Source organism: Nocardia shimofusensis NBRC 100134, from assembly GCF_001613125.1.
Lineage (GTDB): Bacteria > Actinomycetota > Actinomycetes > Mycobacteriales > Mycobacteriaceae > Nocardia > Nocardia shimofusensis.
The window spans coordinates 214,697-235,745 of sequence record NZ_BDBT01000008.1; the positions used below are offsets into that span (position 1 = coordinate 214,697).

The 21,049-nt window shown below is 68.7% G+C and carries 19 protein-coding genes and 2 tRNA genes; 10 read left to right on the top strand and 11 right to left on the bottom strand.

Features of this window, described 5'->3' with window-relative positions; genetic code table 11:
* Positions 1–60: 60 nt before the first annotated feature.
* From NS3_RS11680 to NS3_RS11710, 7 genes are all read left to right on the top strand, one after another.
* Positions 61–528, top strand: a complete 468-nt coding sequence (locus NS3_RS11680) for an FHA domain-containing protein FhaB/FipA (RefSeq protein ID WP_067858051.1) — start codon at positions 61–63, stop codon at positions 526–528.
* The gene (locus NS3_RS11685) at positions 525–2,132 is read left to right on the top strand and encodes a PP2C family protein-serine/threonine phosphatase (RefSeq protein ID WP_067858054.1); all 1,608 of its coding nucleotides are present in this window, start codon (positions 525–527) and stop codon (positions 2,130–2,132) included. Before NS3_RS11680 ends, NS3_RS11685 begins: the two co-directional genes overlap by 4 nt.
* The gene (locus NS3_RS11690) at positions 2,132–3,607 is read left to right on the top strand and encodes an FtsW/RodA/SpoVE family cell cycle protein (RefSeq protein ID WP_067858057.1); all 1,476 of its coding nucleotides are present in this window, start codon (positions 2,132–2,134) and stop codon (positions 3,605–3,607) included. Before NS3_RS11685 ends, NS3_RS11690 begins: the two co-directional genes overlap by 1 nt.
* Complete coding sequence (locus NS3_RS11695; RefSeq protein ID WP_067858060.1) at positions 3,604–5,070, top strand: peptidoglycan D,D-transpeptidase FtsI family protein; 1,467 nt, start codon at positions 3,604–3,606, stop codon at positions 5,068–5,070. The genes NS3_RS11690 and NS3_RS11695 overlap by 4 nt, the downstream gene beginning before the upstream one ends.
* 35 nt (positions 5,071–5,105) lie before the next feature.
* The gene (locus NS3_RS11700) at positions 5,106–6,677 is read left to right on the top strand and encodes a serine/threonine-protein kinase (RefSeq protein WP_067858063.1); all 1,572 of its coding nucleotides are present in this window, start codon (positions 5,106–5,108) and stop codon (positions 6,675–6,677) included.
* Positions 6,674–8,593, top strand: a complete 1,920-nt coding sequence (pknB, locus tag NS3_RS11705) for a Stk1 family PASTA domain-containing Ser/Thr kinase (protein ID WP_067858066.1) — start codon at positions 6,674–6,676, stop codon at positions 8,591–8,593. The genes NS3_RS11700 and pknB overlap by 4 nt, the downstream gene beginning before the upstream one ends.
* A gap of 151 nt (positions 8,594–8,744) precedes the next feature.
* Positions 8,745–9,164 (top strand): CBS domain-containing protein, encoded by a 420-nt coding sequence (locus NS3_RS11710; protein WP_067858069.1) that lies wholly within the window; start codon positions 8,745–8,747, stop codon positions 9,162–9,164.
* 30 nt (positions 9,165–9,194) lie between these two features.
* On the opposite strand, the gene NS3_RS11715 is transcribed toward NS3_RS11710, so the two are convergent.
* Complete coding sequence (locus NS3_RS11715) at positions 9,195–10,322, bottom strand: dihydrofolate reductase family protein (RefSeq protein ID WP_245649571.1); 1,128 nt, start codon at positions 10,320–10,322, stop codon at positions 9,195–9,197.
* A complete protein-coding gene (locus NS3_RS11720; RefSeq protein ID WP_067858072.1) occupies positions 10,319–10,963 on the bottom strand; it encodes an aminodeoxychorismate/anthranilate synthase component II in 645 nt (214 codons plus the stop codon). Before NS3_RS11720 ends, NS3_RS11715 begins: the two co-directional genes overlap by 4 nt.
* Before the next feature lie 108 nt (positions 10,964–11,071).
* Here NS3_RS11720 and crgA point away from each other — a divergent pair, with 108 nt between their 5' ends.
* Complete coding sequence (gene crgA / locus NS3_RS11725) at positions 11,072–11,335, top strand: cell division protein CrgA (protein WP_067858075.1); 264 nt, start codon at positions 11,072–11,074, stop codon at positions 11,333–11,335.
* Positions 11,336–11,440: 105 nt separating this feature from the next.
* Positions 11,441–11,908, top strand: a complete 468-nt coding sequence (locus NS3_RS11730; RefSeq protein WP_245649572.1) for a PH domain-containing protein — start codon at positions 11,441–11,443, stop codon at positions 11,906–11,908.
* 123 nt (positions 11,909–12,031) lie between these two features.
* Here NS3_RS11730 and NS3_RS11735 read toward each other — a convergent pair whose 3' ends face one another.
* A complete protein-coding gene (locus tag NS3_RS11735) occupies positions 12,032–12,901 on the bottom strand; it encodes a rhomboid family intramembrane serine protease (protein WP_084495411.1) in 870 nt (289 codons plus the stop codon).
* A gap of 111 nt (positions 12,902–13,012) precedes the next feature.
* On the opposite strand from NS3_RS11735, the gene NS3_RS11740 reads away from it, so the two are divergent.
* Positions 13,013–13,231 carry a hypothetical protein gene (locus tag NS3_RS11740; protein ID WP_067858084.1) on the top strand — a complete coding sequence of 73 codons (219 nt, stop codon included), beginning with the start codon at positions 13,013–13,015 and terminating at the stop codon, positions 13,229–13,231.
* Between the two features lie 33 nt (positions 13,232–13,264).
* Here NS3_RS11740 and NS3_RS11745 read toward each other — a convergent pair whose 3' ends face one another.
* The 8 genes from NS3_RS11745 to gyrA form a co-directional block, all read right to left on the bottom strand.
* The gene (locus NS3_RS11745; RefSeq protein ID WP_169811635.1) at positions 13,265–14,077 is read right to left on the bottom strand and encodes an ABC transporter permease; all 813 of its coding nucleotides are present in this window, start codon (positions 14,075–14,077) and stop codon (positions 13,265–13,267) included.
* 41 nt (positions 14,078–14,118) lie between these two features.
* The gene (locus NS3_RS11750) at positions 14,119–15,111 is read right to left on the bottom strand and encodes an ATP-binding cassette domain-containing protein (protein WP_067858087.1); all 993 of its coding nucleotides are present in this window, start codon (positions 15,109–15,111) and stop codon (positions 14,119–14,121) included.
* A 519-nt stretch (positions 15,112–15,630) separates the two neighbouring features.
* Positions 15,631–16,551 (bottom strand): acyl-CoA dehydrogenase family protein, encoded by a 921-nt coding sequence (locus NS3_RS11755; protein WP_067858090.1) that lies wholly within the window; start codon positions 16,549–16,551, stop codon positions 15,631–15,633.
* Positions 16,552–16,668: 117 nt separating this feature from the next.
* Positions 16,669–16,741: transfer RNA gene (locus NS3_RS11760), tRNA-Ala, on the bottom strand.
* Between the two features lie 31 nt (positions 16,742–16,772).
* On the bottom strand, positions 16,773–16,880 hold the full coding sequence (locus NS3_RS29780; protein WP_218018222.1) for a DLW-39 family protein: 108 nt from the start codon (positions 16,878–16,880) through the stop codon (positions 16,773–16,775).
* A gap of 36 nt (positions 16,881–16,916) precedes the next feature.
* Positions 16,917–16,990 (bottom strand) — tRNA-Ile (locus NS3_RS11765).
* 196 nt (positions 16,991–17,186) lie between these two features.
* On the bottom strand, positions 17,187–18,422 hold the full coding sequence (locus NS3_RS11770) for a DUF3566 domain-containing protein (protein ID WP_067858093.1): 1,236 nt from the start codon (positions 18,420–18,422) through the stop codon (positions 17,187–17,189).
* A gap of 57 nt (positions 18,423–18,479) precedes the next feature.
* The gene (gene gyrA, locus NS3_RS11775) at positions 18,480–20,990 is read right to left on the bottom strand and encodes a DNA gyrase subunit A (protein ID WP_067858096.1); all 2,511 of its coding nucleotides are present in this window, start codon (positions 20,988–20,990) and stop codon (positions 18,480–18,482) included.
* Between the last annotated feature and the right edge of the window lie 59 nt (positions 20,991–21,049).

The window sequence follows — 21,049 nt, forward strand, 5'->3', positions numbered from 1 at the left end:
TCGGCCGATCCGCACCGATGGCACCGGAATACCCATGGTCGAAGCAGGAGGTGGAACGCCGTGCAGGGATTGATCCTGCAACTGACCCGCGCGGGGTTCCTGCTGCTGCTGTGGCTGTTCGTCTGGGCGGTGCTGCGGACTCTGCGCAGCGACATCTACGCGGCATCCGGCATTCGGATCCAGCCCAGGGCCGCGCGCGGTTCCGCGGTGCTGCCATCCTTGCGTCGAGGCCAGAAGGGCGCCAAATATCTTGTGGTGACTCAAGGTTCACTCGCCGGCACCCGCATCTCCCTGAGCACCCAGCCGGTGCTGATCGGGCGTGCGGACGACTCGACGCTGGTACTCACCGATGACTACGCCTCCACCAGGCACGCACGACTCTCGCCGCGGGGTGACGACTGGTACGTCGAGGATCTCGGCTCGACCAACGGCACCTATCTGGATCGCGCGAAAGTCACCACCGCCGTCCGTGTTCCGCTCGGTACTCCGGTCCGGGTCGGTAAGACAGTGATCGAGCTCCGACCGTGACACTTGTTCTCCGCTACGCAGCGCGCAGCGACCGCGGTCTCGTCCGAGGCAACAACGAGGATTCCGTCTACGCCGGGGCGCGACTGCTCGCTCTCGCCGACGGCATGGGCGGACACGCGGCGGGCGAAGTCGCCTCACAGCTGATGATCGCCGCGCTCGCCCACCTCGATGACGACGAACCCGGCGACGATCTGCTCGGCAAGCTCGATCGCGCGGTGCGCGAGGGCAATGCCGCCATCGCCGATCAGGTCGAGGAGGAACCCGAACTCGACGGCATGGGCACCACGCTCACCGCCATCCTGTTCGCGGGCAAGAAGCTCGGCCTCGCCCACATCGGCGACTCCCGCGCGTATCTGCTGCGCGGCGACGAACTGAACCAGATCACCAGGGACGACACCTTCGTCCAGTCGCTGGTCGACGAGGGCCGGATCACCGCCGAGCAGGCGCACACCCATCCGCAGCGGTCGCTGATCATGCGCGCGCTCACCGGCAACGAGATCGAGCCCACGCTGATCATGCGCGAAGCCCGCGCCGGTGACCGCTACCTGCTGTGCTCGGACGGGCTGTCGGATGTGGTGAGCGACGAGACCATCGCCAACACCATGCGCGAGGGCACCACCGACGAGTGCGCCGACCGGCTCATCGAACTCGCGCTGCGCAGCGGCGGACCCGACAACGTCACCGTCGTGGTCGCCGATGTGATCGACCTGGACTACGGCCAGAGCCATCCGATCGTCGCGGGCGCCGCCTCCGGCCAGGACGAGGACACCCCGCCGCCGAACACCGCCGCGGGCCGGGCCGCGGCCATGCGCCCGCCGCGCGCCACTCCGCCACGCCGCGCCGCCACCCCGGCCGAACCGCCGCCGCCCGCCAAGTCGCACAAGCTGCGCTGGGCGCTGCTCGCGGTCGGCCTGATCGTGGCGGTCGTCGCCGGTCTTCTGGTGGGCTACAAGATGATCCGCAACAACTACTACGTCGGTGCGGACGACGGCCAGGTGGTGATCCTGCGCGGGCTGCCCGGCTCGATCCTCGGATATTCGATCCACGAGGTCCATACCGTGGGCTGCGTGAACGCCGAGGGCGAACTGACGACGCTGGCCCCCGGCGAACCGCTGCCCGCCGGATGCCACAAGCTGCGCGTCGACGACCTCGCCCAGACCGGCCGGGACAAGGTCGAGGCCGGCCTGCCGCCCGGTGCGCTGGACAAGGCGCAGGAGCAGATCAGGGTGCTCGCCGAGCAGGAACTGCTGCCGCCGTGCCGCACCGAACCCGCCACGCCCGCGCCTGCCACGCCCGCACCTGCCACGCCCGCACCCGCAACTCCCGCACCCGGAACTCCGGCACCCGGTCAGCCACAGCCGAACGCGCCCACCGGCGAGCCCGCACCCGGTGGCCAACCGGTGCCCGGCGCACCGGCGCCCGCGCCCGGTGAGCCGGCGCCCGCTCCGACCGGTGAGCCGGCGCCCGCTCCGACCGGTGAGCCCGCACCGCCCGCACCCGAGCCCGCACCGCAGCCGGCGCCCGAGACCGGCGTTCCGACGGCCGCGGCGACTCCGGCGCCGAGCCCCCAGACCGCGGGGGAGAACTGCCGGGTGACGGACTGATGTCCGCACCGGCACCGCCGTCCGCCGGGGCCTTTCCGAGTCCACCGGGTGGTTTCGCGCCGGCGCCGCCACCATCGACCCGGCGCAATGTCGAATTGCTGCTGCTCGGATTCGCGGCTGTCCTGGTGACCGCCGCGCTGTTCCTCGTCGAAGCCAGCCAGGAGCAGTCGATCACCTGGGATATCGCCAAGTACGGCGCGGCTTTCCTGGCCTTGTACGCGGTCGCGCACCTGGCGGTGCGCCGGTTCGCGCCGTTCGCCGATCCGCTGTTGCTGCCGATCGTGGCCGTGCTCAACGGTCTCGGGCTGGTGCTGATCCATCGTCTCGACCTGGGCGCGGCGCAGGACGCGGTGTTCAACTCGGTGCCGATCCCCTCCCCCGACGCCAACCAGCAGATCCTGTGGACGGCACTGGGCATGGTGGTGTTCGTCGCGGTGCTCATGGTGTTGCGCGACTACCGCACGCTGGCCCGCTACAGCTACACCCTGGGCCTGATCGGCCTTGTCGCCCTGATGATCCCGGCGCTGCTGCCCGCGAGTATGTCCGAGATCAACGGCGCCAAGATCTGGATCAGGCTGCCCGGCTTCAGCGTGCAGCCCGGCGAGTTCGCCAAACTGCTGCTGATCATCTTCTTCGCCTCGGTGCTGGTCTCCAAGCGCGACCTGTTCACCGTGGCGGGCAAGCACTGGCTGGGCATGGACTTCCCCCGCGCCCGCGACCTCGGCCCGATCCTGGCGGTCTGGGTGATCTGCATCGGCGTGCTGGTACTGGAGAAGGACCTGGGCACCTCGCTGCTGATCTTCAGCACCGTGCTGGTGATGCTGTACATCGCCACCGAGCGGGTGGGCTGGCTGATCATCGGATTCAGCCTGCTGCTGGCCGGTTTCGTCTTCGCCTACCAGATCTTCGGGCATGTGAAGGTCCGCATCGACACCTGGCTGGACCCGTTCGCCGACTACAGCAACACCGGCTACCAGATCTCCCAGTCGCTGTTCGGACTGGCCACCGGCGGGCTGGCAGGCACCGGACTCGGCAGCGGACGCCCGAACCAGGTGCCCTTCTCCAAGACCGACTTCATCGTCACCACCATCGGCGAGGAGATGGGGCTGATCGGCCTGACCGCCGTGCTGATCCTGTTCCTGGTGCTGATCGTGCGCGGACTGCGCACCGCGCTCGCGGTGCGCGACAGCTTCGGCAAGCTGCTCGCCGCGGGCCTGGCCTTCACCCTGGCCATCCAGATCTTCGTGGTCGTCGGCGGTGTCACCAAGCTGATCCCGCTGACCGGCCTGACCACACCGTTCATGTCCTACGGCGGCTCCTCGCTGCTGTCGAACTACGCGCTGCTCGCGCTGCTGATCAAAGTGTCCGACGCGGCCCGCGCCCCGGCTCCGGTACGTAAGCGTGAGCCGGCGGCGCCGATCGCCGAGGCGCAGACCGAGATGCTCCGCCGTCCGGACCAGAGGCACCCAGAATGAACACACCACTACGACGGGTAGCGGTCGCGGTGATGGTGATGGTCGTCGCGTTGCTGATGAACGCCACCTACGTGCAGGTCATCAAGGCCGACGACTACCGCAACGACCCCCGCAACTCCCGGGTGCTGCTCGACGAGTACTCCCGCCAGCGTGGGCAGATCGCCGCGGGCGGCACGGTGCTGGCCTCCTCGATCGAGACCGGCGACCGGTACAAGTACCTGCGCGTCTACCCGACCGATCCGCAGGCCTACGCGCCGGTCACCGGGTACTACACGATGCAGAACGGCAGCGGCGGGCTGGAACGCACCGAGGATCCGCTGCTCAACGGCTCCGACAGCCAGCTGTTCGGCCGCAGACTCATCGACCTGGTCTCCGGCCGGGATCCGCGCGGCGGCAATGTGCTGACCACCCTCGACCCGGTGATGCAGCAGGTCGCCTACGAGCAGCTCACGGCGAAGGGCTACACCGGCTCGGTGGTGGCCGTCGAGCCGAGCACCGGCAAGATCCTGACCATGGTCTCCACCCCCAGCTACGACCCGAACATGGTGGCCGGCCACGACGCGGCGCAGACCACCGCGGCGCTCGAGGAGCTCCAGTCCGATCCGGACAAGCCGATGCTCAATCGCGCGGTGTCGCAGACCTATCCGCCCGGCTCGACGTTCAAGGTCGTGGTCACCGCGGCCGCGCTGGCCAACGGCGTCGCCACCCCGGACACCCAGCTCACCGCCGCGCCGTCGATCACCCTGCCCGGCACGACCACCTCGCTGGAGAACTACAACGGCAATCCGTGCGGCGGCGACCCGACCACGACGCTGACCAACGCGTTCCGGCTGTCGTGCAACACCGCCTTCGTGGAGCTGGGCATCGATGTCGGCGCGTCCGCGCTCGAGGACACCGCGGCGGCGTTCGGCGTCGGCGAGCACCCCGGCACCCCGCTGGACTGGTACGAGAGCACGCTGGGCCCCATCCCCGACGACGCCGCGCTCGGGCAGAGCAGCATCGGGCAGCGCGACGTGGCACTCACCCCGCTCGACAACGCGGTCATCGCGGCCACCATCGCCAACGGCGGGGTCCGCATGCAGCCGTACCTGGTGGACTCCACACAGGGCCCGGATCTGAGCGAGCTGTCGGAGACCAAGCCGGTCTCGGTCGGGCAGGCGGTCAGCGCGGGCGTGGCCTCCCAGGTGACCGCCATGATGATCGAGTCGGAGAAGAACACCACGGGCGGCGGGCGGTCCGGCTACACGATCGCGTCCAAGACCGGCACCGCCGAGCACGGTTCCGATCCGCGGAACACCCCGCCGCACGCCTGGTACATCGCTTTCGCGCCGGCGCAGAACCCGAAGATCGCCATCGCGGTCATCGTGGAGGACGGCGGCGACCGCGCGCTCGCGGCGACCGGCGGCTCGGTGGCGGCGCCCATCGCCAGGGCCGTGCTCGACGCCGGTCTGCAAGGGGGCTAGGAATTGAACGTGCGAGGAGAGGTTCGGGGGCCCCGATGCTGAACAACGGTGCGCTGATCGCCGACCGCTACCGACTGCAACGCCTGATCGCCACCGGTGGCATGGGCCAGGTCTGGGAAGCGCTGGACACGAGGTTGAACCGCCGGGTGGCGGTCAAGGTCCTCAAGGCCGAATTCTCCGCCGACCCGACCTTCCGGCAGCGGTTCCGGACCGAGGCCCAGACCACGGCCCAGCTGAACCATTCCGGCATCGCCGGAATCTACGACTACGGCGAGACCTACGACCCGAGCGCGGGTGAGACCTCGTACCTGGTGATGGAGCTGGTGCAGGGCGAACCGCTCAACGCGGTGCTCAACCGGCTGGGCAAGCTCTCGGTCAACCAGGGCCTGGACATGCTCGAGCAGACCGGCCGGGCGCTCGAAGCCGCGCACGCCGCCGGTGTCGTGCACCGAGACGTCAAGCCGGGCAACATCCTGGTGACGCCGACCGGCCAGGTGAAGATCACCGACTTCGGCATCGCCAAGGCGGTCGACGCCAGCCCGGTCACCAAAACCGGCATGGTGATGGGCACCGCGCAGTACATCGCGCCCGAACAGGCCGTCGGCGAGGACGCGACCTCGGCCAGCGATGTGTATTCCCTCGGCGTGGTCGGCTACGAGGCGCTGGCGGGCAAGCGCCCGTTCACCGGCGACGGCGCCATCACGGTGGCGATGAAGCACGTGCGCGAGACCCCGCCGCCACTGCCGTCGGACGTACCGCCGAACGTGCGCGAACTCATCGAGATCACCATCGGCAAGGACCCGCAGCGGCGCTACGCCAGCGGCGGCGAATTCGCCGACGCCGTGGCCGCGGTGCGCGCCGGACATCGTCCGCCGCCGCCCAAGGGCGTCGCGGGGTCGGGGCCGATCGAGGATGCCACCCAACTGTTGCCGCCCGGGCCGACGGTCGCCATTCCCGTGACGCACGACGACGGTCCGACAGTGCGCTACAGCCGACCGGCCGCGGCCGCCGTCGGCGCGGGCATGGGTCAGGCCGACGCACCCGCGACCATGATGAGCAATCACAACGGCGGCGGATACAGCGGGACGGGGCCGAACGCCGCGCCCGGTCATTACGGTCCGGACCCGCAGGGCGGCGACAAGCCGTGGACGACCACCCAGAAGGTAATGGCCGGCCTCAGCGCGGCCGCGCTCGTGCTGGCGGGCGCGGTGCTGTGGCTGCTCTTCGGCGGCGACACCAACCCGGATCCGAAGACCCCGCCGGTCACCACGACCACGGTGGCGCCGACGCAACCGACAACGACCACCGCCGACCCGACCACCACCCAGTACGTGCCGCCCGCTCCGCCGCAGACCAGCGAGCCGGAGCCGACGACGACCACGCCGGAGCCGACCACCACGACCGTCCCGCCCACCACGACCACGGTGGCGCCGACGACCGAAACGCCGACCACCACTCAGGAGCCGACCCGGACCCGGCGCACGACCACTACTCGCACCTTGTTCCCGACTTTCGACCTACCATTCCCGGAGGATTCCGATTCCGGTGCCGGAGGTCCGACGGCCACTCCCAGCGCGCCCACCACACCTGAGCAAGGACAACAATGACGACCCCGAAGAATCTCTCGTCGCGCTATGAACTGGGCGAGATCATCGGATTCGGCGGGATGTCGGAAGTACACAGGGCCAGGGATCTGCGGCTGAGCCGCGATGTCGCGATCAAGGTGCTGCGCGCCGACCTGGCCCGCGACCCCACGTTCTACCTGCGTTTCAAGCGTGAGGCGCAGAACGCCGCGGCGCTGAACCACCCGGCCATCGTCGCCGTCTACGACACCGGCGAAGCCGAGATCGACGGCGGCCCGCTGCCCTACATCGTCATGGAGTACGTCGAAGGCGACACCCTGCGCGACATCGTGCGTGGCAAGGGCCCGCTCGCGCCGAGACGAGCCATGGAGGTCGTCGCCGACGTCTGCGCCGCGCTGGACTTCAGCCACAAACACGGCATCGTGCATCGCGACATGAAGCCGGCCAACATCATGATCAACCGGTCCGGCGCGGTGAAGGTGATGGACTTCGGCATCGCGCGCGCGATCGCCGACGCCGCCAACCCGATGACCCAGACCGCGGCCGTCATCGGCACCGCCCAGTACCTGTCCCCCGAGCAGGCGCGCGGTGAGACCGTGGACGCCCGCTCGGATGTGTACTCGGTCGGCTGCGTGCTCTTCGAGATCCTCACCGGAGAACCGCCGTTCAGCGGCGACTCCCCCGTCGCCGTGGCCTATCAGCACGTCAAGGAGGATCCGCGGCTGCCCTCGCACGTCCACCACGGGGTGCCGCGTGAACTGGACTCGATCGTGCTCAAGGCGATGAGCAAGAACCCGGCCAACCGGTATCAGACCGCCGCGGAGATGCGCGCGGATCTGATCCGGGTGCTGGGCGGGCAGAAGCCCAGCGCGCCGATGGTGATGACCGACGAGGACCGCACCACCTTCCTCGATGACGAGGAGCCCGCGCCGCGCGGCTACCGCACGCATCCGCGCGAGGAGAACGCCGACCCTGCCACCGCCGAGCAGGAGGCCGCCGACCCCGGCCGCGGACGGCGGACCGCCTACCTGGCCTTCGGCGCCGCGGCGGTGCTGGCCGTGGCGTTCGCCCTGTTCTGGGTGTTCCTCGGTCCGGGCAGCAAGCCCGATCAGGTGGCCGTGCCCGACCTGTCGAACAAGACGTCCCAGCAGGCGCAGGACACCCTGCAACGGCTCGGTTTCTCGGTGGCGATCCAGCAGAAACCCGACAGCAAGGTCGCCGCGGGCAATGTCATCGCGACTCAGCCGCTGGGCGGTTCTCGCATCGACGAGGGCAGCACCGTGACCGTGCAGGTGTCCTCCGGACCCGCGCAGGTGCAGGTGCCCCGCCTCGACGGATTGACAGTGGAGCAGGCCCAGCAGGAACTCAACGCCGTCGGCCTGCGGATGGACCCGAACGTGGTACGCAAGGAGTCCAGCGTCCAGGACATCGACTCGGTGATCGGCACCGAGCCCGCGGCCGGCTCGCGTGTCGACATCGATCAGGCGATCGTGGTGTGGGTCGGCAAGGGGCCGGAGAAGGTCCGGGTGCCCAGTGTGGTCGGCCAGGACATCAGCGTGGCAGAACCGAACCTCGTCGACAGCGCGGGCTTCAAGATCACCATCGAGGAGGTCGATTCGGCGCGCCCGAAGGGCGAGGTGATCGGCACCAACCCGGCGGGCGGCACCAGCGCCGATCGTGGCTCGACGGTGACCGTGCAGGTCTCCACCGGTGACAACATCACCATGCCGAGCCTGGTCGGGCTGACCCCCTCCCAGGCGGTGGACCGCTTGCGCCAGGCGGGCTGGACCGGTACCTCCGCGCAGATCAGCCAGTCCACCGTCGGCACTTTCGACACCGGCAGCGTCGGCCGCATCGTCAGCCAGCAGCCGCAGGCCGGTTCATCGGTGTCGAAGACCGGCACCATCACCATCACCACCGGTGTCCTCGGCCCACCCTGATCCCCCGGCTCTCTCCTCGCTCGGCCCGGCCACCCGATCGTTACCCGAATGACGGGCGCGATCGGGTGGCCGCGGCGTGAGAATGGGCAGGTCTTCGTCGGACGACCGATCGTCCGGACCAAATATCCCGCAGGGAAGAGGAGAAGAACCCATGACCACAGCCAGGGACATCATGAAGCCCGGCGCACAGTGGATCTCCAAGCAGGACACCGTCGAACACGCGGCCCAGCTGATGGCCGAGCTCGACGTCGGCTCGCTCGTCGTCGCCGACGAGAACGAACGGATGTGCGGCATCGTCACCGACCGCGACATCGTGCTGAAGTGCGTGGCCCGCGGCGGCTCGCCCGCCGACACGCGCGCCGCCGAGCTCTGTCAGGCGACCCCGCGCTGGGTGTCGGCCGACGCCGATGTCGAGGACGTGCTCGACGCGATGGAGAATCATCGGGTCAAGCGGATGCCCGTGATCGACAACAAGCGGCTGGTCGGCATGATCAGCGAGGCCGATCTGGCCAGGCATCTCGACGACAACCAGCTCGGCGAATTCGTCACCGCCGTCTACGGCAGGCCGTAACCGCCCCGATCACCGCGTCCCGAGAGCCGGTCAGCCCAGGTCGAGGTGGCGGTTCATCGACATCGCCGCCTCGGCCAGCTCGGGGATCTCGACCACCTCGACGTCGTTGTCCCGCAGTTTCTCCACACCCACGCAATCGCGGACGAAGGTCGCGGGCTCACGCCAGGCGATGACCACCCGGCCGATGCCCGCGGCCAGGATGCGGTCGGTGCACGGCAGCCGGGTCGCGGTCGCGCGCTGCGAGCACGGTTCCAGCGTGCTGTAGATCGTGGCCCCGGCCAGGCGCGGATCGGCCGGGTCGAGCTTGGCGAGCGCCGACTCCTCGGCGTGCGCCTTCTCGTCGGTCTCGCGGGAATACCCGGTGGCGATCTCCACACCGTCGGCGACGATCACCGCACCCACCGAGAAGGCCGTCGGGCTGGGCGGGCACGCCTCGGCCAGCTCGATCGCGCGGCGCAGGAAACGCCGGTCCCGGTCGGCGATGGATTCCCCGCGCAACAGATACCGCAGCACAGCCATATCGCCGACACGGGTGAGGTCGGCCAGTACCGCCCGTCGCCGGGGAAATGTCGCCGGATCCACAAAGCGCGGCGCGTTCGCCGCGCCCACGAGCAAGGGAGCGACGGCCAGGCGCAGTTCGTCGGCGAGCTCACCGGCCAGGAACGCGGTGTGGATCCTGGTCCCGCCCTCCACCATCAACCTCTCGATCCCCCGCGCGCCCAGGTCGTCGAGCAGCGCGCCGAGATCCACCTGCCGGCCGAGCACGATCACCTCGGCCAGCCCGGACAGCGAATCACCGATCGCCGCGGCGCCCGCCTCGGTGGTGTAGACGAGTTTCACCCCGCCGTCGTGCCATACCCGCAGCCGCGGATCCAGCCGGCCGCCGGCGGTGACGGTGACCTTCGCCGGGAATTCCGGCTTGCCCGCCGCGATCCGCGCCCGCCTGCGGGACTCGTCGGCGACGAGCAGGCGCGGGTTGTCCGAACGCAGGGTCTGGGCGCCGACCATGATCGCGTCGGATTCGGCGCGAATCTGATCGACACGGTCGAAATCCGCCGCATCGGAGAGCAGCAGGCGGTGCGGACCGTCGTCGTCGAGATAGCCGTCCAGGCTCATCGCCGCCGAAAGCAGCACGTACGGCCTGGCGGGCGCGCTCACCGCAGCACCAGCGACGCGACCTCCGCCTCCAGTTTCTCCACCAGCCCCTCGGCCGGGCGCTCACCGCACACGCCCAGCCAGTTCGCCAGCATCCGGTGCCCACCCTGGGTGAGCACCGACTCGGGATGGAACTGAACGCCGTGGATCGGCAGTTCTCGATGGCGCATCGCCATCACCACGCCCGATTCGGTGCGCCCGAGCACCTCGATCTCGGCGGGCAGAGTCTCTTCGAGCACGGTCAGCGAGTGGTATCGGGTGGCGGTGAACGGGTCGGGCAGCCCGGCGAGCACGCCCGCACCGATGTGGAAGACCGAACTGGTCTTGCCGTGCAGCAGTTCGGGGGCACGGGTGACGGTGGCGCCGAACGCCTCGCCGATGGCCTGGTGGCCCAAGCACACGCCGAGCAGTGGCGTACCGGTCTTCGCGCAAGCGCGCACGAGGTCGATGCTGGCGCCCGCGCGGTCCGGGGTGCCGGGGCCGGGGCTGATGAGAATGCCGTCGACATCGGCGGTGACGGCTTCGGCATCCGCCAGCCGGGGATCGTCGTTGCGCCAGACGATGGCCTCGGCTCCCAGCTGGCCCAGGTACTGCACCAGGTTGAACACGAAGCTGTCGTAGTTGTCGACGACCAGAACACGCATGGCTTCGACATTAGTGCAGGTTCGCCGGGCTGCCCCATCGATTACCTGTTGGGATAGCCTTGACAGCGACCGCCCTCCGGTCCACCGTACGCCGATACCGAGGATGTCATGCCGAAGTCGAAGGTCCGCAAGAAGGCCGATTACTCGATCAACCCCGCCAGCCGTACTCCGGTCAAGGTCAAAGCGGGTCCATCGCCGGTCTGGTACGTCGCGATCATGCTCGGCTTCATGCTCGCCGGGCTGCTCTGGCTGCTGGTGTACTACCTGGCCGCCGAGCAGATCAGCTGGATGAGCGACCTCAACGCGTGGAACTTCCTGATCGGCTTCGGCCTCATGGTGGTCGGTCTCATCATGACCATGCGATGGCGCTGACCTGCGCCCATCCGTACCGGGCCGGTTAATTACACCTGTGTCATTCATGCACACCCTGTGGATGAGCCTGTGGACAACTCGAGGATGGATGGGGGACAGCTCCACGTGAACCCGGAATCGACCGACCCGGAATCGCCGTCTCGCCTCACCTGGTCCACCCCCACCCCGGCACTGGTCGCCGTCGGGATCGGCGGCGTGGTGCTGGCGGTCGCCGCTCTCTTCGCCGGTGACGCGCCGAGCAAGCTGATCGTCGGCGTGGCCGCGGCCGCCCTGCTCGGACTCACCGTGCTCGGCGTACGGCAACGCCCCCGCCTGGAAGTGCGCCCGGGCGCCGAACCGCGCCTGATCGTGCGTAACCTGCTCGGCCCGACCGAGTATCGCCCCGACGAGTTGATCCGGGCCCGAGTCGTGAGCTATCGCAGGCTCGGCCGCCGCACCCCCATGCTGGAGATCGACGTCCGCCACGGTGACGGCGAGCGATTGCTGATCTTCGGCCGTTGGGATCTCGGGACCAACCCGGAGAATGTATTCGAGGCGCTGGTCGTGCACCGCCTCGCCTTCCTGCGCGATTGACCGTCCGGACCGGCTCCACGCAACGTTTCACGTGAAGCAATCACCGCCGAGGCATCACCACTGAGTCATCACCGCCGAGGCATCACCACTGAGTCATCACCGCCGAGGCATCACCGCGATGGGTCAGCTGAGCAGCGCTGCCGCCACCAGGATGACGACGATCGACACCACGGCCACCCCGGCGATCGACGCCCAGCCGACCTGCCGCGCGGTCTCGGCGTCACGCACCCGCAGCCACTCCGGCAGGAACAGCACACCGAGCGTGGCCAGCGTGCCCGCCACCAGGCCACCGAGATGCACCCAGAGCGAAATCCCCGGCAGGCTCAGGCTGAGGAACACATTGATGCCGATGATGACCAGGATCTGCGTGGGATTCATCCGCAACCGGAACATCACCACCGCGATCATGCCGAACATGCCGTACACCGCACCGGACGCGCCCGCCCCGATCGAGTTCGGCGCCTCCAACAGCATGCCCGCGGCGGCGCCGCCGATCAGCGAGACGAGATAGAGCGACAGCAGGCGCCAGCGACCCAGGACCGGTTCGATCTGAATGCCGATCACATAGAGCGCGAACATATTGAGCGCCAGATGTAGCGGCCCCCAGTGCAGGAAGCCCGCCCCGAGCAACCGGATCCACTCCCCGTCTGCGACCAGGGACGGTATCAACGCCAACCGCAGGAACAGCGAGGAGCGGTAGTTCTCCATCAGGCTGCCCGACTGCAGCACGGTGATGGCGTAGAACACCAGGTTCACCGCGATCAGGCCGTAGGTGACATAGGGCGTCGAGGTCTGCGCGACCGGCGCGCCCGCCACCGTGCGCACCGGACGCACCTGCGACTGTCCTTCCCGCACGCAATCCACGCAGTGCTGTCCGACGGCCGCGGGCCGCAGGCACTCCGGGCATGCCGGTCGTCCACAGCGCGTGCACGACAGACCTGTCGCGCGATCGGGGTGTCGGACGCAGGTGGGCGCGTACGGGCGAGCGTTCATCACCCTGGCCATGCTAATCAGATTCGGACACCGGCCCGCGGCGAGCGATCCTTCCACCACCAGTCACCAGGGGTTTCTGCATCATGTGCCGCGTTGTGCGAGAGTGGTCCGATGACCTCGAGGCCCTCGCTCCTCTCCCCGAACTCCCGTAACCGGCTCATCGCCGCGGCCCTGCTCGGCGCGGCGGGCGGCGCGGCCTGGATCGTGCGCAGCAAGCGACCGATGACGCCGGAGCCGGCCCCCGAGCCCCCGCGCATCGGCCACACCCGCGACATCGCCTCGCCCGAGGGCGCGACGTCGGCTCCGCAGACCGGGGCCGACGCGCACTGAGGCGGGGCCGGCGCGCGTCCCCGCCTCGCGGGCTCAGCGGCTGACGGTCCGCTTGTACTGCCGCAAGGACAGCGGCACGAACACCACCAGGATCACGACCACCCAGATCAGCGTGGTCGCCACCGGATGCTGCATCGACCAGGCGTCGGACTGCGGTGTGAGCCCGCCGGTGTTGCCGAACAGTTCACGGGTCGCCGCCACCACTGCCGAGACCGGGTTCCACTCGGCGAACGTCTTCAGCACCGAGGGGAGATCCTCGATCGGGACGAAGGTGTTGGCCAGGAAGGTCAGCGGGAACATCACCATGAAGCTGGCGTTGTTGAACACCTCCGGTGAACGGACCAGCAGGCCCACCACGGCCATGATCCAGGACAGCGCGTAGGCGAACAGCAACAGCAGCAGGTAGGCCAGCACCGCGTCCAGGAACGATCCGCGGATGCGCCAGCCGACCAGCAGTCCGGTCACCGACATGACCGTCAGGCTGACGATGTTGATCACCACGTCGCTGACGGTCCGGCCGATCAGCACCGCCACCGGCGCCATCGGCAGCGAACGGAACCGGTCGATGATGCCCTTCTGCATGTCCTCGGCCAGGCTCGCACCGGTGAAGGACGCGCCGAACACGACGGTCTGGGCGAAGATGCCCGCGATCAAGAACTCGCGGTAGCCGCCCTCGAGGCCGGGCACCTGGATCGCGGTGCCGAACACGTAGGCGAACAGCAGCACGAACATGATCGGCGAGAGCGTCGAGAAGATCAGGACGTCCGGTACACGCTTGATCTTGATGACATTGCGCTTGGTGACCGTGATGCTGTCGGTGACGACCATGGCGATCCGGCTGGTCATGCCCGGTTCCGCCGCGGGGTCGAACGTCGTCGGTGCCGAGGTCATCGAGAGATCCTTTCCGTCGCGTCGCTCGCACCCGGACCGGACGGGCGTTCTTCGGCCTCGTGGCCGGTGAGGGTGAGGAACACGTCGTCGAGCGAGGGTCTGCGCAATCCGACGTCGTGGATCTGTACGCCCGCGCCGCCGAGCAGGCCGATGGCGTCCACCAGCGCCTGCGAGCCGTTGCTGACCGGAACGATGATGCGCCGCAACCCCGGCTCGAGGTGAATGTCCCCGTCTGCCAGCGGTTTCAGCACGCGCTCGGCCGTGGGCAACACGGCGGCGGATTCCACGGTGAGTTCGATCCGGTCGCCGCCGACCATGGTCTTGAGCTCGTCCGCGGTGCCGCGCGCGATGACCTTGCCGTGGTCGATCACCGCGATGGCGTCGGCCAGCCGATCGGCTTCCTCCATGTATTGCGTGGTGAGCAGCAGCGTGGTGCCGCCGGCGACCAGTTCCTCGATCACGTCCCACAGGTCCAGCCGCGCCCGCGGATCCAGGCCGGTGGTCGGCTCGTCGAGGAACAACACCGGCGGGTTGGCCACCAGCGCGCCTGCCAGGTCGAGCCTGCGTCGCATACCGCCGGAGTAGCCGCGCACCGGGCGGTCGGCGGCGTCGGTGAGCCGGAAACGCTCCAGCAGTTCGCGCGCGCGTTCCTTGCTGCGCTTGACGCCCAGGTGGTAGAGCCGCCCCACCATCTCCAGATTTTCGAACCCGGTGAGATATTCGTCCACCGCCGAGTACTGCCCGGAGGCGCCGATCCGGGAGCGCAGCGCCTGTGGATTGCGCAGCACGTCGATACCCGCGACGGTGGCGCTGCCCGCGTCGGGGATGAGCAGCGTGGTGAGCACGCGGACGGTGGTGGTCTTGCCCGCCCCGTTGGGCCCGAGTAGGGCGGTCACGGTGCCCTCCGGCACCGTCAGGTCCAGGCCGTCGAGGGCGACCAACCGGCCGTAACGCTTGACCAGCCCCTCGGCAACTATTGCGTCGGGCATTATTCTCCTGACGTAGACGATTGCTCGCTCTGAGGTTCTCGGCGTCCGTTGCGCGCTGGTGCCAGTATCTGCCCGTCACCCGCCGGACGCAGCCCATTTTTCGCGCGTGCCGCGCGCCCGCTCGGTTCCGTCGTCACACCGGCCTCCCCCGCGTCCCGATCGCCATCGCGCCATCTTGGCACCGGGGTACGACATGTTCGCCCGTGGCGATCGGTAGCGCGTATTCACGCGACCTCGCGGCGATCGTCGAGATCACGAAATCGAACGTAACCGGCCGAATGCCACGGCGTTCCGGTTCGGCTGCACACCGATGCGGGCAGACCCGAAAGCCGGCGTCGAACCTCCGTCGGACACGTCGAGAATGTCTGCGAAATCGCAGCCGTGCCGCGCACACAATCGGCCGGTTATCGCGTAGGATCGTTGGCGTCGGCCCCTCCCCCCCGGGCCGACCATACGCGGGCCTCGGCTAACTCCCCCCCTTCGCCGAGGCCCGCTCCATGTCCGCGGCAGGTCGAGCGGTCATCCTCGATCCCCGGTCCCGACCGCTCGCCAGGCGGTTGCCAGTCGCAGATCCCGCGCCCGCCCCGCGACGCCGAGCAACGGGCGATCCCGCTCCCAGCGCGCCCGCGTCTGCTCCTCGACCCGGGCCCAGAGCGGCTCGATCTCCCCGAACAGCCGTTCGGCATCGTCGAATATCCCGGCGAGGGCGACGTGCACACCGGACGAGGACGGCCGACACCCGCCCAGCCCGCGCAGCGCCGCGACGATCCCGAGCAGACGTTGCAGCACCGGCCGTGGCCAGTCCGCCTGTCTGCCGACCCGCACCAGCCACCCCAGTGCCGCGGCGGTCACGTGAATGTCCTCGATCGTGCGGAACGGCTTGAGCAGGTCGGTGTAGCCGTCGCCCGGCAGCGGCCACGCCCGCGCATCGTCGAAAGTGACCACGGCGTGCGGGATCTCGGGTGCGAAAGCGAGTGCGGGCCGATCGGCCACCGTCACCGCGGGTTCGGTGACATCCACGAGCGCAGCCGCCAGCCGATTGCGTCCGTCCGGCCCCGTGCCTCGGCTCGCGACCACCACCAACCGGTCCGCCAGACCCGCCAGCGTCGTGAACGTCTTGGTCCCCCGGACCGTCCACACGCCGTCCCGCTCGCTCAGCACGGTCCGGATCGCCGCCGGATGTCCGCCGCCCTCCTCCGTCGCCGCCAGCGAATACGCCCGATCCCGCGGCAGGTCCGGCAGCAGCGCCACGATCGCCGCCTGATACCCGGCCAGGAACGCATAACCCAGCCGGTCCGCCACGAAGCCACCTGCCACCGCCGCATCCACCGAGTCCGGGAAGCGTTCCGATACCGCGCGACACCGCTGCCACGCCTCGTTCATCGACGCCGTCGGCGCGCCCGGCTCCTCGGTCAGCAGATGGTCGAACACTGTGCTCATACCTGCACGCTAGCCCGGCCGATCACCTGCCGGTCGCGGACGCGGAATCGCCCGAGGACATCACGAAACGAAAAATGCTCCCGCCCTGTGGATTTCGGGTCGGGAGCATTTACGGAGTGGAGCCTAGGGGAATCGAACCCCTAACCCCTGCCTTGCAAAGGCAGTGCTCTGCCAATTGAGCTAAGGCCCCGAGTCACCGGAATTCCGGTGCCGCAGCGAGGTCAGCGGGCGGTGACCTCGTGCCAGTGGTCGGCTTCCTCGCGCTTGCGGAGTTTGGTGATCCCGATCAGAACGGCGAGAACGACGCCGACCGTGAGAACAATCTTCATGATGTCCACCCTACTGTGCGGTTCGGGGAGTAGGAGTGGGCCTAGGAGGACTTGAACCTCCGACCTCTTCGTTATCAGCGAAGCGCTCTAACCGCCTGAGCTATAGGCCCGTATCCGGTCTCGCACCGTATCGGGCGAACCGAGGACAAAGGTTACCCGACATAGCGAGAACAACCAAAACGGCTGGTCAGACAGATATCCATCGCACAGTTCGCCGGGCGGGAAGAGCGACGGCCGGCATCGTCTCCGCGGAGATGATGCCGGCCGTCACACGGTGGCTGTGGCCGTGGCTCGGCCTGCCGTGGACTAGTCCGGGTCGGCCAGGGTCACCTGGATGCCGCCGACCAGATCGCAGCACTGGTTGTAGATGAATGTGCCGACCGTGCCGAGCGCGGTGAACAGCACGACATTGATCAGGCCGATGACACCGGCGTAGCCGAACACCGTGCCCGCGTCGATGAGCCCGGAGGTGCCGCCGTCCTGCGACACCATCTCGGTGAAGGTGTTGTTCAGCCGCTCCCACACGCCCATGCCCTCGAGCACGATGTAGAGCAGACCGACCGCGAGCATCCACACGAAGAACAGCGCCACGCTGATCACCAGCGAGATCTTCAGCGTCGACCAGGGGTCGATGCGGCGGATCTGCACGGTGGCGCGCAACGGATCGCCCGCGGACACGGCCGCGGCCATCGCCACCGGCACCGCGGTCGGCAGCGGCGACTGCGGGGACACACCGGGGGCGGTCTTCTCCGCGGGCGGCAGCGGGTGCCGGATCTCGGACAGATCGGGCATGTCCTTGATCAGTTCCGGGCGAGCGATGCTCCGGGTCGGTCCGTCGATGCCGACGGACTTCACCATCGCCGCCTCCTTGCGCGCCGCCTTGGCCGCGAGGTCCGCGGTGGTGCGTGCGTTGGAGGCGCCGCCGAGACCGCCGCCGCCGAGCCCCCCGCCGAGACCGCCGCCGCCGCCCGGCCGACCGGTCACCGGCGACTGGCCGGGCCGGTACAGGTTCGACTGCGGCTCCCGCTGCGGCAGCTGCGACCAGCCCTCCTGGAACTGATTCTGACCACCCGGATTCTGAGCGCCCTGCCCCTGAGCGGGAGCGCCCTGCTGCGGGCCACCCTGCCCCTGGCCTGGACCGCCCTGCGCGGGCGCACCGGACGCTTGGGCGTTCTGCGGCTGCCCGTTCTGAGACTGCCCGTTCTGCGGCTTGCCCCCGGCGGGCCCGGAGTCCTTGCCCGCCTCGGGGCCACCCTTGGGCTCGGCGGAACCCCCACCGAGCCGGGCGGTCTCCTGATCGAAACCAGGCTTGCTCTCAGGCGCGGCTTTGTTGCCCTGCTGAGCACCGCCTTGCTGAGCACCGAAACCGCCCTGCTGCTGGGGCTTTTCGTGCGGCTGGCCGCCCGGGGTGTTCCCGCCCTGAGGTCCGGACTCGGCCGAGCCGGGCCGGGGAGCCGGCCGCGGCGGAATCGGGGACGGTGCGATCCGCTCGGTCACACCGTTGTTCTGGTGCCCGTCATTCGGCTGATTCGGAGTGGTCAATGGGAATCCTTAGATCCGTTCGTTGCCGCCGCTGTGGAGGGTTTCTCGCTGTGGTCTTTACTGCTGAGAGGAACCGGCGTCATCGCCACCGTCGACCACATCGGGCTCGTCGGCGTTACGCGCGATCGCAAGCAAGGTATCGCCCTCGCCGAGGTTCATCAATCGCACGCCCTTGGTCTGCCGACCCGCCTTGCGGACCTGGTTCGCCGCCGTCCTGATGACGCCACCGCCGGAAGTGATGGCATACAGCTCGTCGTCGTTGTCGACGATGAGCGCGCCCACCAGCGTGCCACGCCTGACGTCGAACTGGATAGTCAACACACCTTTACCGCCGCGTCCCTGTGCGGTGTATTCCTCGATGGCGGTCCGCTTGGCATAGCCACCGGACGTGGCGACCAGCAGATATGTGCCCTCCCGGACCACGTTGAGCGAGAGCAGCTCGTCCTCGGCGTTGAAACGCATGCCCTGCACACCGGAGGTCGCCCGGCCCATCGGCCGCAGCGCCTCGTCGGTGGCCGAGAAGCGGATCGACTGGCCCTGCGCGGAAACCAGCAGCAGGTCCTCCTCGGCCGAGCAGAGCACCGCCCCCACGAGCTCGTCGTTGTCGCGCAGGTTCACCGCGACGATGCCGCCGCTGCGGTTGGAGTCGAAGTCCGACAGCCGCGACTTCTTGACCAAGCCGTTGCGGGTGGCCAGGACCAGGTAGGGCGCGTCGTCGTAGGTCTTGATCTGGATGATCTGGGCGATCTTCTCGTCCGGCTGGAAGGCCAGCAGGTTCGCCACGTGCTGACCGCGCGCGGTGCGGTTGGCCTCGGGCAGTTCGTAGGCCTTGGCCCGGTATACCCGGCCCTTGTTGGTGAAGAACAGCAGCCAGTCGTGGGTCGAGGTGACGAAGAAGTGCTTGACGATGTCGTCCTGCTTGAGACCCGCGCCCTGCACGCCCTTGCCGCCGCGCTTCTGCGAGCGGTAGAGGTCGGTCTTGGTGCGCTTGGCGTAGCCGGTCTCGGTGATCGTGACGACCACGTCCTCGCGGGCGATCAGGTCCTCGTCGGCGACATCGCCGTCGGCGGAGACGATCTGGGTGCGCCGCTCGTCGCCGTACTTCTCGACGATCTCGGCCAGCTCGTCGCGCACGATCGCGCGCTGACGCTCCGGCTTGTCGAGAATGTCCTTGTAGTCGGCGATCTCGGCTTCGATCTTGGCCAGATCCTCGATGATCTTCTGCCGCTCCAGCGCCGAGAGGCGACGCAGCTGCATGTCCAGGATCGCGGTCGCCTGGATCTCGTCGATCTCGAGCAGCTGCATCAGGCCGGTGCGCGCGGTGTCGGTGTTGGCCGAACGGCGGATCAGCGCGATGACCTCGTCGAGCGCGTCGAGCGCCTTGACCAGGCCGCGCAGGATGTGGGCGCGTTCCTCGGCCTTGCGCAGCAGGTACTTGGTGCGCCGGATGATGACTTCGAGCTGATGGTTGACGTAGTACCGGATCATCTGGTCCAACCGCAGCGTGCGGGGCACGCCGCCGACGATGGACAGCATGTTCGCGCCGAAGCTGGTCTGCAGCTGAGTGTGCTTGTACAGGTTGTTCAGCACGACCTTGGCGACCGCGTCGCGCTTGACCGTCACCACGATGCGCAGGCCCACGCGGTCGGAGGACTCGTCGTGGATGTCGGCGATGCCGGCGATGCGGCCGTCCTTGACCTGCTCGGCGATCGCATTGACGAAGTTGTCGGTGTTGACCTGGTAGGGCAGCTCGGTGATGACGATCGTGGTGCGGCCGCGACTGTCCTCTTCGATCTCCACCACGCCACGCATCTTGATCGAGCCGCGCCCGGTCGTGTACGCGTCGTGGATGCCCTGGGTGCCGACGATCAGGCCGGAGGTCGGGAAGTCCGGGCCCTTGATGCGCTCCATGCACGCGGCGAGGGTGCTCTCCTCGTCGGCGTCGTGGTTGTCCAGCGCCCAGTAGATCGCCGAGGCCAGCTCGGTGAGGTTGTGCGGCGGGATGTTGGTGGCCATACCGACGGCGATGCCGTTGCTGCCGTTCATCAGCAAGGCGGGCACGCGGGCGGGCAGGACCACCGGCTCCTGCGTCTTGCCGTCGTAGTTGGGGATGAAATCGACCGTCTCGTGGTCGATTTCGCGCAGCAGCTCCATCGCCAGCGGTGTCAGGCGGCACTCGGTGTAGCGCATGGCGGCTGCGCCGTCGTTGCCCCGGCTGCCGAAGTTGCCCTGGCCGTCGACCAGCGGGTACCGCATCGCCCACGGCTGGGCCATGCGCACCAGGGTGTCGTAGATGGCCGAGTCGCCGTGCGGGTGGTAATTGCCCATGGTGTCCGACACCGGGCGCGCGGACTTCACGTAACTGCGATCGGGCCGGTAGCCGTTGTCGTGCATGGCGTAGAGGATGCGGCGATGCACCGGCTTGAGGCCGTCGCGCACTTCGGGCAGCGCGCGGCCCACGATCACGCTCATCGCGTAATCGATGTAGCTGTTCTGCATCTCCAGCTGGATGTCGACCGGTTCGACGCGGTCGCCCGCACCGTCCGGAGGCAGCGTGATGTCGGTCATGAAATCTCCTTAACGGGCTGACATGCGAAACGTCCGCGGGCGCCGCACTGCGGGTGCGG